General features: G+C 70.3%; 14 protein-coding genes. All 14 read right to left on the bottom strand.

Going from position 1 to position 13148, the window contains the following annotated elements; translation table 11 throughout:
- Positions 1 to 12: 12 nt before the first annotated feature.
- The 14 genes from ACZ55A_RS16010 to ACZ55A_RS15945 all read right to left on the bottom strand — a co-directional run bounded on the left by ACZ55A_RS16010 (position 13) and on the right by ACZ55A_RS15945 (position 13140).
- Entirely contained in the window at positions 13 to 1386 is a 1374-nt protein-coding gene (locus ACZ55A_RS16010; RefSeq protein WP_468839856.1) for an SPDY domain-containing protein, read from the bottom strand.
- Between the two features lie 59 nt (positions 1387 to 1445).
- Positions 1446 to 2567: a DnaB-like helicase N-terminal domain-containing protein gene (locus ACZ55A_RS16005; RefSeq protein WP_468839853.1), complete on the bottom strand. Its 1122-nt coding sequence runs from the start codon at positions 2565 to 2567 to the stop codon at positions 1446 to 1448.
- On the bottom strand, positions 2567 to 3823 hold the full coding sequence (locus ACZ55A_RS16000; RefSeq protein WP_468839851.1) for a DNA cytosine methyltransferase: 1257 nt from the start codon (positions 3821 to 3823) through the stop codon (positions 2567 to 2569). Before ACZ55A_RS16000 ends, ACZ55A_RS16005 begins: the two co-directional genes overlap by 1 nt.
- A complete protein-coding gene (locus ACZ55A_RS15995) occupies positions 3820 to 4743 on the bottom strand; it encodes an adenine nucleotide alpha hydrolase family protein (protein ID WP_468840138.1) in 924 nt (307 codons plus the stop codon). The genes ACZ55A_RS16000 and ACZ55A_RS15995 overlap by 4 nt, the downstream gene beginning before the upstream one ends.
- Positions 4744 to 4780: 37 nt before the next feature.
- The gene (locus ACZ55A_RS15990; RefSeq protein WP_468839848.1) at positions 4781 to 5248 is read right to left on the bottom strand and encodes a hypothetical protein; all 468 of its coding nucleotides are present in this window, start codon (positions 5246 to 5248) and stop codon (positions 4781 to 4783) included.
- The gene (trpA, locus tag ACZ55A_RS15985) at positions 5241 to 5954 is read right to left on the bottom strand and encodes a tryptophan synthase subunit alpha (protein WP_468839846.1); all 714 of its coding nucleotides are present in this window, start codon (positions 5952 to 5954) and stop codon (positions 5241 to 5243) included. The genes ACZ55A_RS15990 and trpA overlap by 8 nt, the downstream gene beginning before the upstream one ends.
- Positions 5955 to 6074: 120 nt before the next feature.
- Positions 6075 to 6641, bottom strand: coding sequence for a hypothetical protein (locus ACZ55A_RS15980; RefSeq protein WP_397881737.1), 567 nt, complete (start codon positions 6639 to 6641; stop codon positions 6075 to 6077).
- Entirely contained in the window at positions 6638 to 7417 is a 780-nt protein-coding gene (locus ACZ55A_RS15975) for a hypothetical protein (protein ID WP_468839844.1), read from the bottom strand. Before ACZ55A_RS15975 ends, ACZ55A_RS15980 begins: the two co-directional genes overlap by 4 nt.
- Before the next feature lie 69 nt (positions 7418 to 7486).
- The gene (locus ACZ55A_RS15970; RefSeq protein WP_397881735.1) at positions 7487 to 8152 is read right to left on the bottom strand and encodes a DUF317 domain-containing protein; all 666 of its coding nucleotides are present in this window, start codon (positions 8150 to 8152) and stop codon (positions 7487 to 7489) included.
- Positions 8153 to 8196: 44 nt separating this feature from the next.
- The gene (locus tag ACZ55A_RS15965) at positions 8197 to 9036 is read right to left on the bottom strand and encodes a hypothetical protein (protein WP_468839841.1); all 840 of its coding nucleotides are present in this window, start codon (positions 9034 to 9036) and stop codon (positions 8197 to 8199) included.
- A 46-nt stretch (positions 9037 to 9082) separates the two neighbouring features.
- Complete coding sequence (locus tag ACZ55A_RS15960) at positions 9083 to 9685, bottom strand: hypothetical protein (RefSeq protein ID WP_468839838.1); 603 nt, start codon at positions 9683 to 9685, stop codon at positions 9083 to 9085.
- Between the two features lie 43 nt (positions 9686 to 9728).
- Positions 9729 to 10211: a hypothetical protein gene (locus tag ACZ55A_RS15955; protein ID WP_468839835.1), complete on the bottom strand. Its 483-nt coding sequence runs from the start codon at positions 10209 to 10211 to the stop codon at positions 9729 to 9731.
- A 182-nt stretch (positions 10212 to 10393) separates the two neighbouring features.
- Positions 10394 to 12547, bottom strand: coding sequence for a TraM recognition domain-containing protein (locus ACZ55A_RS15950; protein WP_468839832.1), 2154 nt, complete (start codon positions 12545 to 12547; stop codon positions 10394 to 10396).
- Positions 12544 to 13140: a hypothetical protein gene (locus tag ACZ55A_RS15945; RefSeq protein WP_468839830.1), complete on the bottom strand. Its 597-nt coding sequence runs from the start codon at positions 13138 to 13140 to the stop codon at positions 12544 to 12546. The genes ACZ55A_RS15950 and ACZ55A_RS15945 overlap by 4 nt, the downstream gene beginning before the upstream one ends.
- Positions 13141 to 13148 lie beyond the last annotated feature (8 nt).

Below are 13148 nucleotides of genomic sequence, written 5' to 3'. Positions count from 1 at the left end.
GCGTACCCGTGATCAGCGCCTACGGCTGGCTGCAAGGCTGCTCGTGACCGTCTGAGCAGTCGGCGATGTGACGGCGAATTTCTTTGTTGGTTCGCGGCCCGCGGTCTGAGGGCTGCGGGTGGCGGTTCTGTGGACGAGGTTCTCGGAGAGGTCGGCCAGCAGCGAACTTGGGGTGTGCGGCGACGCGGTGAGGGTCCAGGCGGGCCGTTCAGGATCGGCACCGGCCCATACGGTCCAGGTGGCCAGGTTCTGGCTCGGGTGCTGGGCGGTGAAGGCGTCGAACTGGATGCCCGCGTCCCCGGCGGGGGACGTCCAGCGGATCCATCGACCGTCCACGGTGTGCTTCCATCCGGCCTCGGACAGGGGCTCCGTGGCCGCGGTGACCATCTTCTCGTCCACCGGGGCGCCGATGACTGTGTCCCAGCCGTCGCCGTCGGCGAGGTGATTCAGCAGCTCCTCCAACACCGGGGCGGGGGTGGCGCCGGTCGCGGTGAGGACCCACATGCGGTCGGAGACGGGTGTCTCGTAGGCGGCCACGGTCCACGCTATTTCGTGAGCTGGCGTTTCGTGGACGCGCTCGATGCGCAGGGTCTGGGACTCGTGGATGGCGTGGGTTGTCTCATCCGACCAGGTCCGCCACTTCTCGAACTCGCCGTGCGCGTCGAGGAAGGCGTCGAGGAGAGCGTCGTGGTCGCCGGCATCGGCCAGGTAGACGGGGACTGTATCCGGGTCTGGGCGGGAGGGTTCGGCCTTGGCCGCGGTGACGTCGAAGACGGAGCGGGCCTCGATGGCGGCGCGTTCGGTGTCGGTCAGGGGTGCTGGGCCGGGGCGCATCTCGGCCGCGTGGATCTTCTCGAAGGCGAGCAGGGCTTGCGCGGGTGAGTCGAAGGTGTCGGCGACCTGGCGCAGGTGGTCCTCGCCGTGCAGGTAGACGGACTTGCCGCCTTGGCCGAGGTAAGTCCCGACCGCGACGGTGGTGTGGCCGTCTTGGGCGTGGGCGTGGATGAGGAGCTGGCCGTGGTGGATGTCGTCGTGGATCTTCTGCGCCTGATTGGAGACCTCGCGGATTTCGCTGCGGGTGCACCACGGCATTGGATAGTTCGCCCAGGTCCATTCCTCGTCCATGGCCTCCCGGAGCCGAGGGGTGATCTCGACGGTGATGCCTTCGGCGCGCAGGTGCTTGGCTGCATCCTCGGCCCAGTAGGGCTCCTCGTGGTCGATGCGGGCCAGGACCAGGGTGTTCTTGGCGACGACGTGCCAGTCGGCGGCCTCCAGGCCCACGTGGGAGATGTGAGCTTGGGCGCCGGTGAGGGTGGCGATCACAGCGCTGGGGTGCGTGGGGTGGGTGTCGAGGCGGACGTGGGCGTCGATGGAGGGGGGTGTCACCAAGGAGGCTCTTTCTGCCGGTGTCCGGGCCAAGGGGGCAGGACAGCGGCGGGCTTGGGTCAGCGGGAGATGCGTGTCGTGGGCGGAGCCGTGGTCCGTGGTGGACTGGTCCGGGGCGCCGCTGTGCCTCTGGTGGGCGCGGGCCTGCTCTCCGGCGCGGGCGAGGTGGCGTGCTGCCACCGGGTACGTACGGCGGTCAGGTCGGCGAGCGCGCGGCGGCTGCCGACGACGAGCTGGTACGGCGTGGTGGCCGGGTCGTCGGAGAACGCCTCGATACGCCGGCCTGTGTGGTGGGCGGCCCCGAGGACGGAGCGCTGGAGGATCCGCTCGCCCCAGCACTCCGGGGAGCCGACCGGTCCGGCGAGGAGGTCGAGCAGCTCACTCGGCTCGGCCCCGGCGCTGAGGAGGCCACGGTGCTGCGCCTCCCACAGGACCGTCACGGGGTCGACGGGGGTATCGCTCCGCGTCAGGGCGACCAGGCACTGCCACAGTCCGGCGTGCAGAGGGTGCGTGAAGTCGTCGGGCTGCAGCCACCGCATGGCCGTCACTTCGTTGGGGTGGGCCGTGGCGGTGGCGAGCAGCAGTTGCTCCTCGTCGAGGGCTTCTTCTCCGGCCTCGGGCGGGGGCGGCGGCGGTGCAGGGGTGCGGGGTAGGGAGCCGGGATGCGGGGCGAACTGGGGTGTGAGTTCGTCGAGGTAGCGACCCAGGGCATCGGCCTGCGCAAGGACGGCCACGGCCGGGTCCGGCAGCGTGGCGTCGGTGGCGATCTGGCAGAGGCGGTCGGCGTGCTCGCGAAGCATCCGGCGGGCGTGATCGGCGCGGATCATGCCCGCGTACGCCGCGGCGTGCTCGGGCCGTGGGCAGACCTGGATGAGGGTGTGCAGGTAGGAGGCGGTCAGTCCCGGCGCCTCGGGCTGGGCCTTGGCCAGTACGGCGTTGAGCCAGGCTACGTCCTTCGCGTGCTGCTTCGGGCTGGGGGCCGGCACGGTGCGCATGGCGAGGAACAGAGTGCTGTGGGCGTGGTTGCCGAAGTGGTGTGGCTCCAGGTGGCCGATGGTCTTCAGCCGGTGTGGTTCGACTAGGAGGGCGCCGAGCAGGGCTTGTTCGGCGTAGTGCACGGGTTGTGGCGGTGGCAGGTCGTCCAGGTCGTCGCCCTCGTACGGGTCGGCGGGGTGGGGCATTAGGCGGCCAGGGTGAAGTCGTCGGGGGTGAGGGTCTTGCCGAGGTGCGGGGCGAGGAGGTGGGCGGCGAGGCGGGGCGGTACGGCGTTGCCGATCTGGCTGAAGACTTGGCCCTTGTTGCCGGCCCAGGGGTAGTCGGCGGGGAACGTCTGCAGAACTCCGGCTTCCTGGGCGGTGATCCGGATGGGCGCCGGGACGGCGGGCGATTCTGCGTCCCCGGCAGGCGAGGCAGCGGGCTCGGCGACCCAGGTGCATTCGTTCGAACGATGCCCGAAGAACAGCGTTCCCGCGGGCTCGCACAAGGGCCGGACGGTGGCGTGGGCCTGGTTGTTGCTCCGCAAGGACCACGACCAGGCAGGCTCCAGCACGGGACGGCCCGCTGCCTGTTCGTCCTGGTAGCTGGGCCGGTCGGCAGGCTTGGTTCCTTCCCGGCCGGAGGGCTGGAGGGGGGCGTCCGGGCGGGGTGTCCAGGTGCCGCGGGCGCGGGCGGTGGACAACGCCTTCCGCGAGCCGGAGGGGAAGGGCTCGGCGCCGCCGCCGGGCCCGCCGCCGGCGCAGACGGTGGGCACGGGCCGGTCGGTGGCGCCCCACCCCAGGGCCTGCGCCATGCTGACCCAGCGGGTGCGGCCAGGCCCGAACAGCCCCTCGGGCTCTTCGATTTTGGCGTGGGTTGGCGGGGGCGGCTGGGCGGTACGGACGCGGGAGGCGAGCAGGATCGCCCGCCTCCTTGTCTGGGGCACCCCGTAGTCGGCCGCGTTGAGGATGCCGGTCCACACGGAGAACCCCCAGCGGCGCAGGATCACCGCGTACTGCTTCCACAGCGGGAGGACGTCTGGCACTTCTTCCATGGCGACCCACTCCGGCTCTCCGACCGAATTCAGGTCGTGGAGGTAGCGCATGGGCTCGGCGGCCAACAAGGAACGCACATCCTGGCAGGCGCTGAGGAGCGCTTCGCGGGTGTCGCGACCAGCGGCGAGGTCTGAGACCGCTTGGTGGACCAGGGGCTGGTCGATCAGCCCGAGGCGTTTGCCGGCCATCGACCATGCCTGGCACGGTGGGGACGCGATCAGGCCGTGGGTCCGACCGATGAAGGGCCACGTCGGATACGTCGCCACATCGGTCTGAATCGTCAATTGCCCAGCGGCAGTGCGAGTTTTGCAGGCCCATGGGTCCCATTCCAGGCCGATGTCTTGCGCGCCGAGGGTGCCCAGTGCCCTGCTCCAGCCGCCCGGCCCCGCGAAGAGATCAAGTATCAAGCGACCAGCCCGTAGTCGTCCTGCCCCGCGGTGTCGACGTCACCGCGGCAGGACCAGGGCGAGCAGCCGTCCGTGACGCCGTTCTCCAGCTCGTCGCCCTCGCCCTCGCCGAGGCGCAGGGCTGCCCGTTCGGCGGCGGTGACGTGGTCGATCGGCGCCTGGCTGAGCGGGACGCGGGAGCGGTGCAGGAACGCCTCGCCGAGCAGCCGGCTACCGGATGCGTTGGCGCGGGCGTTCCCCTGCCGGATGGCCGCGTCGAATTCGACGACGTCCGCCCACTCGGACGGGGATGTGTCCCTGATATGCCGCCACTGCGCATTTCCGTGGAACGGGCATCCCAGGCAGCTGGATTTCGGTGTTTCGGCCAGTCCGAGCGAGGTGAGATAGCGGACGCAGTCCGCCCTGCTCCAGTCAAGGTCCAGAAGTGGATGCCGGTTGCGCATGTACTTCACATCGGCGTCCTTGGCCCGGTGGAACTCGTCGGTGGAGATCCCCACCCACTGCTCGACGAACACCCCCTTGGGGATGCGCGAAGGGTAGGGGTGCCCGAGTAGGTCGCGGACCTTCTTTTTGATCGGCTTTATTTTGTATTCGCCGGTGCACTGCCTGCGGGTCATTCCCGGACGCCCGTCCTTGTTCAGGATGTGGAGGGGCATGGAGGCGAATCGGTGGTCCGGGTTCAGGGCGTCGCTGCGAATGTTCCCGGACGACACACGTAGAAGGGGTATTCCGGCGGGTTTGGCTATCTCCCGTTCCAGGCGGTCTAGATGGGCGTAGACGGCTTCGGGTTCCCAGCCGGTGTCGGCGAAAATCGCGTAGTCGACCTTCGGGAGGATCCCCTCGGCTGAAAGGGCGAGGAGGGTGCTGGACTGAACTCCGGCGCCGAGGGAAAGGGCGCGGAATCGGGGCTGATCTGAAATGGTCTGTCCTGGAGGTGGGGAAACGGGGGGCACGCTCTCAATGCGGCTGGTGCGTCAGTGGGCTGGGCGGGGCCAGCCGGTCACGGTGTATGGCGTGGTAGAGGGCGGGGATGCGGTCGAGGAGGTCGGTGGCCGACTCGATGAACTGCTGCGGTGAGGGGCCGATGAGGACGACCTGTCCTGACACGGCGTCGGCTCGGCGGCGCCGGTTCTCCACAGCGCGAGCAAGGGCGGCGGCGAGTTCGGCGCCCGCGTCCTGGGCGGCCTTGGCGATATGCGCGACCCGTTCGAGGAGCAGCAGGTCCGCGGACGTGGTGTGCGGCGTGTGCTGTGCGAGGACGCGGAACAGATGCAGGGCGGTGTCGGCGAGGTCTTGGGTCTCGGTGATCCGTGCGCCCAACGCGTGTGTGTCGTCGGTGGTGCTGGTGCGCAGGGCCCGGTGCAGGGCAAGGGCGTCGGCGGTGATCCGGTCGAGGATCTGGGCCGGGGCGGAGCGATCAGGCACGGGTCTCCGTGGAGGTGGGTGTGTGCAGGGCCTGGGCGAACGCGGCAGTCACTTCGGCAGCTCGCTCAGGGTCGGTGGCCAGGGCGCGTACGACGGGGGTGCCGATGACGACGGCATCCACCACCGGGGCGACGCGCGCGGCGAGGGCCGGCGTCGAGATCCCCACGCCCGAGACCACGGGCAGCGGGCTCACGCTGCGCAGGCGCCGGGTGAAGTGCCCGAGCGCCGGGAGATGGAGCGGCCCTTGGTAACCGGTCGGGGCTGTGCTGGCGGGGGCGTAGAGCCATCCGGAGGCGCCGGCGACCGCGGCCGGGAGGCTGGTGTCGGGGGTGGTGCGCGGGATGAGGCGTGGGGTGCGAAGACCCGCGTCCCGCGCGGTGTCGTGCCAGCGGGCCGCCTGGTGGGCGGGCAGGTCGACGACCATCACGCCGGCGGCACCTGCGTCGGCGAACAGGCGGGCCAGGTGCTCGGGGCCGTGGCGGTGGACGGGCTCCCAGTAGGTCATGACGACGGTCTGCCGGAGGCCGGCGGCATGCTCGACGGCGCGGACGGCGGCATCGACGACGTTTCCGCTTCGCAGGGCGCGTTGGTAGGCGGCCTGGATGACGGGTCCGTCGAGGAAGGCGTCCTCGGTGGCCAGGCCGACCTCGAACAGGTCGGCACCTGCCTGCGTGAGCTGGTCGAGGTGACGGCGCTCGGCGGTCACCGGATGGAGGCCGGCCGGGACGAACACGCCAAGCGAACAACGGGGTTGGGTGAGGAGGATGTGGAGGGGATCGGCAGTGGTCAGGGTGGGGCCTTTCCCGGCGGGGGCTGTCGCCGGAGGTCAGCGGCGGCGCCCAGCCGGTGGAGTCGGGAGCGCGGGCGGGCCGGCGATGTGTTGCCGGCCGGGCGTCACGGGCGCGGCGGGATGTCTGCTGAAGGCGGGTGCGACGAGGTCGAGGTTCTGGGCGACCTGCTGGGCCTGGTCGTGAGCGTCTCGGAGCTGTTCAGCTACGTCGTCGGGCAGCCGGTCCCACTGGGCCCGGTACTGGTAGCGCTGGATGATCTCGGTGGCATTGCGCAGCTGCTCGGCGACCTGTCGCAGGATCGCGGTCTGCTGCTCGGGCGCGGTCGCGGTGTGCGTGGCCTGCAAGAGCGCATCGAGGGCGGTGGGCAGCGGCTCGTCGTCGGTGGGGAGGCCGAAGAGGTCGGCGTGCAGAGCTTGGGCGAACACCGTCACGGGCCCGCCTCGGGAGCGGTGGCCGAAGTCGGCTGCCGCCTGTCGGCGGACGCTGAAGCTGACGATCACGTCGCGGGGAGCGGCGCCGGGGATCTGGTCGGCGAGGGCACAGGCGAGGTCGTGTGCCGTCGGGGTGTCGGAAGGCGTGCGCAACTCCAGGGGAGCGGTCACCGGGCCGCGGTGCGGGCGGCGGTTGCAACTGGGCGGACTGGTGGGCGTGCCGCGGGGGGAGCGGCGGAGCGGGGCCGGGCGAAGGAGGCGGCGAGGCTGAGGCGCCCGGCTGCGGTGAGATGGACGCGCTCGTCGCGGAACCAGTCCGGGCAGTCTTCACGCATCACCAGGCCGCGGCTCTCCAAGGCGCGGATGGTGCTGATGCTGACGCGGAGGTCCTCGCGGCGTAGATAGGGCTTGCCGCTGGTGATCGCCACGTCGCCGCGCGCCACCGCGCGCAGCGTGGAGTCCTGGGTGGGGGACAGGACGGGCGGCCGGTACTCGGGTACGAAGCCCCGGTGGCGGCGTTCGGCGACGAAGATTTCAGAGGTTGCCAGGGCGTCTGAGGCGCCCAGTGCCGTGAGGCTCGCGACGAGGGTGAAGCGCCGGCTAGCCTCCTGGCGGGCCTGCTGTTCGGTCAGGACCGTCAGGAAGTCGTCGCCGATTTCAATGGGAAGCCCGGCGCGGGTGTTGTCGAGGATGTCGACGGCATCGATGAGATGGTCGGCTGCATCGGTTGCCAGTTGGGCGAGTTGGCGCACGCGTGCATACACCGCGTGGATCGCGGGGCTGTGGTACATCGGCTGGGCGTTGAGGGTGTGCACGATGGTGAGCGCAGATTGAGCCAGATGTTGTGCCGATTCCGTCTGGGCGTTCAGCAGGGTGGTGGGGGTTGGGCCGTTGAGTGCGAATCGATTGTGGGCGTCGTTGAAGCGAGTGAAGTCGGCTGCCAGCATTAGGAGTTGTTCAGCGGGCTCAAGGTAGGCGGTCTTCTCGGTCAGGGATGGCTCCGGGGAGATTGGGAGTCAGCGACGGCGGCCGGGGCGGTCGAGCTGCGAGAGCGCGTGATGAACCTGTGGATTCACTGCGGCCCCCCGGACCGGCGTGATCAAGGCGGTGCGCCCATGCCGCGTGCTGAGGGGGACATCGGCGAAGACCCGCTCCACCGCCATGGGCGTGGCCAGGTCGGAGAAGAAGTTGCGGACGAGGCACTCGGGGGTGTCTTGCGTGAAGGTGGCCAGCGGCGCCCCCTTGAAGTAGACGTGCTCGACCTGCCAGGCGATCTCCTCGCCGGGCGTGTGCTCTAGACGGCAGTACAGGTCGGGCGAGGTGAGGAGGCTGTCCTCGGCGGACCAGCCGTTCAGCTCGGCGAGCTGGTCCAGCGGCATGTCCGTGATCGGGATGCGGTCGGCGTGACGGGCATCGCCCAGCAGCTGGGGCAGTGCCTGGGTGACGGCGGCGACCGCCTCCAGGGGCGCCTGCCTGCTGAACGTCGCTTCCCAGTACGGCTCATGGTGGGCCACGGTGAACCACCGACCGAGCGGGTGCAGTGGGACGAAGTCGATGAACAGGCTGGCGTCGGGGCTGTCGATTGCGACGTGCCCGGTGACGGCATCGCGCTCGTGCTTCCACCCGAAGAGGTGGATGAGGGGGCCGATCACGTCGGCGATCCGGTCGCCGGCGCCTGCCATGTACCGAGGCGAAACCATGGCCCGGTCGTCATGTGCGTACGGCCTCATCGGCGCACCTCCCGCGTCACCGTGACCGCCGTGGCTGTTGGCGCGGCTGCTGGAACCGTGGTGGCACCGGTGCGGGCCCGGTGCTGGGCCAGCGTGCGATGCCCCTCGGGAGTCACGGTGATGCCCCGCCCTTGGTAGAGCGGTACGGAGGTGTCGAGGTGGACCAGGCCGCGCTTGTCCAGGGACTGGAACGTGGCAATGGTGATCAGGGTGTGGTCGGGGGTGAGGACGATGGTCGAGCCGCGGCCTCGTGTCTGCATCGTGGCGCCGCCCTTCGCCAGCGCGCGCAGCGCTTCGTACTGGGTGGGACTGATCTTGCGCGGCGCCTGTTGGCTGCTGTTGGAGGCGCGTTCGAGGTCGCGGGTGATGCCGGTGACCAGGTAGTGGCAGGCGGTTTCGCACACGTCGAGCTGGTGGGCGGCGTCGGCGAGGTAGCCGACCATCTCGGGTACGGCACGGGCATGCCGGGCGTTGCGGATGCTGTCCTCGTTCTGGTGCGGTCCGGCGAAACCGGTGCTGTCCAGGGGGTTGGCGGCCAGCGCGTGCGCGAGGCCGGAGCTGGCCAGGGATGCACCGGAGACGACGGCACCGAGAGCGTTGAGTGCTTGCCGGCTGCCGCTGACGGCTGTGTACGGGCTTGCGTCGAGGGCGGACAGCGGCAGGAGCGCCTTCCCGACCAGCTCCTGGCTCTTGAGCACGAGGGGGGTGAGCTGCCGAAGGGCTTCTGTTCCTGGTGCGACAGCGAGGTCGCGGACCCGGTCGTGGAGGGCCTTGAAGTCGTGGGCGAGGTGGAGCAGGTGGTTGATCTGCTCGTGGAGATCGACGGCGGTGGGCAACAGGGGCTCCGGGGCATGCCCTTGAGAAGGGCGGCGGGTGTGGGAATCAGCGCGGGCGACGACGCGTCGCCGGACCGGGCGGCGGGCTGGGGGCCACAGGTGATGCAGGGCGGGGTGCGGCCGGGATGTCCATCGGTGTGGGGATGCCGAGGCCGACGCGGACCGTGAGGCCGTGGGTGTAGGCGTGCGTTTCGGCGGCCGTGACGGCGCCGAGCAGGCCGCGTTGCTCCAGTCCGGGCGGTGGCTGATAGGAGGGGCCGTCCGCCGCGAGGGCGAAGCCGCACTGCTCCAGGAGTGAGCGGGCGGCGGTGGTCCCGGCTGTCGCCGTCACGGTGCCGTCGGTGAACTGGAAGCGGAGGTCGGGATCGGCTTCGGGAGTACCGGGGCTCCAGCGCGTCGTCCAGGAGAGGTCGACAAGGTCGTGGGTGTGGGCCAGGAGCCCGTACATCGCGACCCCGGCGCGCTCGTGGGCGTCCTGGGCCGTGCCCGGTGGGAGCAGGTAGAGGGTGCGGCCGAGGTGTTCACAAGCGAGGAATCCGGCATCGGTCAGCAGCCGGTCGGCGTCGCGGATGCGGCGGTTGAGGACGACGAAGGTGTGCCCGTCATCGGTGGACCCGATGAACACATCGGGGAGGTCGAGAAAAGACAAGGCAGTCCAGGGAGGTTTGTTGGGGGGAGGGGCTGGCGGTTGCTCAGCGGGCCCGGCGCGAAGCGGTCTGTTCCGATGTCGCCGCCGGGGGCGGGGCAGAGGGGGACGGAAGCCGTGCCGGGGTGGGCGTGCGCAGCGTGGTGCGGGCCTCGTCGAGGGACTGCGCGGCGGCGTGGAGATGGGAGCGCAGCGCGCTGTGATGCTCGATGCCGTCCAGCCGTGTAGCCGTGGACGTGTCAGGGTTCGGTTTGCTGAACGTGGCGAGCGGAACCATGGCCTGCGCGTAGTGGTACTGCGCTCTGCTGAGCGGGACGGCCGCGTTGGTGAGTGCTTCGACTGGATGCCAGGCGGAGCCCGTTTCGTGGGCAGAGCCGAGGTGGTAGTGGGCGTCGCCGGCGAAGCGCAGGGCGAGATGGCTGAGCAGGTCGATGTGGCGCAGGGCGGTGAAGAAGCCGCCGGGGCCGGCGTCGACGGGGTGGGAGCGAAGGTCGGCGATGACGGCGTCCAGTGCTGCGGCTGGCGTCATGTCGTCGAGTTCGTGGGATTCGTAGGTGTCGATGAGGGTGGCCTGTCAGGGGGCTTGCCAGAGCGTGCGGGCGATCTGCTGGGTCCCGCGGTCCGTCCGCGGCCGGGACGGTGTGTGTCGTCCCGGCCGCGGCGGTTCAGTGGCGCGCGAGGGAGGAGCGGCTGGTTGGCGGGGCGGAGTGCTTACGCGGCCGTTGTGAAGTCGCTCTGCTTCGGTGTCGTCTTGGCGACGGCGCGTTCGGTGATGGCCTTCGAGGCACGCTCTGAGGCGGTGGAGATCTCGTCCGCTTCGGGCTGCTGGTACCAGGGCTTCATGTCGAGTGCGGCGACGCGCATTCCGGTGGCGAAGCACAGGGCGCTGCCCTTGGGCAGGGCACGGATGGCGTCGGCCGCCAGGATGCGTTCTTGCCGCATGGACACGCTGGTGGACTTGCCGGACTCGGAGTGCGAGATGGACGTGCTCTCCACGTCGTGGTCGCCGATCATCCGGGACAGCTTGTCGGCGAAGTCGGGGTCGTCGATGCCGGGGCCGACGACCTTGATGGTGGACGCCGACCACATCGCGTCCATGCCCGCGTCCCCCCACACCTTCTGGCCCTGCCGGTAGGACTGCAGGATGGTGATCGGGATGATGCCGCGGCTACCGAGGTGGGAGTACAGGTCCGGGAGGTCGCTGATCTTGCACACGTTGGCGGCCTCATCCAAGATCGCCAACATCGGGGGGTCGAGCCGTCCGCCGGCTCGTTCGGCTCGGGCGGTCGCGGCTCGCATGACCGAGTCCGCGCACGCCGCGATCAGTGCGCTGGCGCCGCCGCCGCCGTCCTTGGAGAGCAGGTAGAGCGTGTCGGTGCTGTCCACGAACTCCGACGGCTTGAACTCAGGGATGCCGTCCTGCGGGGTGACCCACGCGGCGATCTCGGAGTTCAGCAGGGCGGCGGCGTACTGGCGGGCGGTCTCGTAGATCCCGTCGCGGGTCTCCGGCGGGCCCTCCACCGTGCCCTTGAGCTGGGCGGCGACCGCGGCGTGGCCGTGGTCGCGCAGGATATCCAGCGGGGTGCGGTCGGCGGGGAAGGCCAGCCAGGCCATCACGTCCGTGATCGGGCGTTCGTCGAGCGCGGCGGCAAGGAACAACTGCGAGAGGATGTTGGAGCCGGCCTTGGACCAGAAGTCGCCCTGCTGGCTTGCGTCCACGCTTGCGGCGAGGAAGTGACCGGCGAGTCGCCCGGCACCGTCGAGGGTCTTGGCGTCCGCCAAGGGGTTCCACCACATGGTGCGCTCGGCGTGGGCGATCTGCTGGGGGTCCATCGACCAGACGCGACCGGCCTTCGCCCGCGCGGTGATGGTGGCGGTGTAGGCGTCGCCGCCGGCCTTGTTCGAGGTCAGCAGAACGGGGCCGGGGGCGCTGAGGATCGAGGGGATGGCCAGGCTCGTGGTCTTGCCAGAGCGGGGAGCCATGATCGCCACGGCGACGTCCTCCCAGCCCATTCGCACCTCATGCTGGGTGCCCTGCAGATCACCGAGGAGGACTCCGGTGTCGCGGGGATCGACGCGCTTGACGTCCGCCAGGCTCGGACGCAGGGACCGGGCCTTGGCCGTCATCGCCTTGGCGAGAAGGGGCTCGATGTCCCTCTTGCGCGCCAGCCCGCGGATGGGCTTCTTCTTCCCGCTCGAGGTGTTCTTGTGCCGCGACCACCACAGGGCGCCGAGGGCGGCGAGGGCGAGCAGGACGGCGATGGGGGCGATGCGGGTGCCGATCAGCAGCGCGGTGTGGTCAAGGCCGGGCCACAGCTGGTCGGGATGGAGGAGCGCTCCGAAGGGCTGGTAGCTAGCGGGGGTGCCGGAGCCTGTCAGCCACGCGGTGGCGTTTCCGCCAAGCCAGGCGAGGTTGGCCAACGGGACGGCGACGGCGAGTACGCCGAGCAGGGCCCTGAAGGCTATGTCGTAGCCGTCGTTCGAGGTCGGTGAGGGGGAGGAGGGGGTGGGCAAGAGGGGTGTTTCCAGGGGGTGGTGTCGGGGTGCGGACGCCTGGGCGGTGGCCGGGTCGGTGAGGGCGTCGGTGAGTCCAGCGATGATCTCGACGGGAGTGCGGGCGCCGAAGCTCACTGACCAGGCCCGCTGCTCGCCTCGGGTGCGTGCTGGAGGACCCACCACGGACCGTCGGGGTCCGGGCCCCGACGCAGCATTTCTGTCGGGGCTGGTGAGCAACACGCGCGGCACCAGCCAGTTGGATTGGGCACTCCAGTCGCAGGCTCGGTGCAACGCGGCGGTGATCCAGGTGGGACCGCCGCCGGCCAGGTAGCGCGGGGCGACCAGCGCCACATCGACGTTCTCGGTCACGCTGATCTGCGGACCGCGGTGGAGTGGCTGGCTGGCGCCGGTGGTGCGGGGGCTCGCACCGGAGCTGTGGGGGTGAGTGCTGATGGAGCCTGTAGCGCGGCACGGTGGATTTCGAGGAGGACTTCGCCGGCCGACGTCCACTCGTCGAGTTCGTGCCAGGCTTCGGCGTTGCGCCTGGCCCGTGCGTCGTCGTAGACCTCGGTTTCCGGCCGGGCAGAAGGGGGCAGGCTGTCGCGGGTGACGAGCCAATCGTCGTGAAGGGCGGCGAGGCGGTCGAGCGCGGTGTCGAGGACGCCGAGCTGCCAGACCCACCGTGACTGAACGGCTTGGGCAGGGAGGCGCTGCAGCTGTGCCTCGGCGGTGGCGACAAGTGCTCTGGCGCTGGGATAGATCCGGTTGAACGCGCGCCAGGTGTCGGCATCGCGGCGGCTGGCGCGCTGCCCGTAGGCGTCCTCGTCGTGGGGCCAGCCGTCGAGGTCGGTGTGCTGCTCGGAGTAGGCGTCCCAGTCGGCCAGGATCTGGTTGCTTTCGCGGAGGAAGACGGCCAGCTGCTCCAGGCGTTGCTTGTGGTTCTCGTGGGGGGATGTCTTCACGGGGGTCT

This window comes from Streptomyces sp. NPDC034111 (assembly GCF_055575375.1).
The sequence above is the reverse complement of the archived record's forward strand: the minus strand, read 5'-3'. Positions and strand labels throughout refer to the sequence as shown.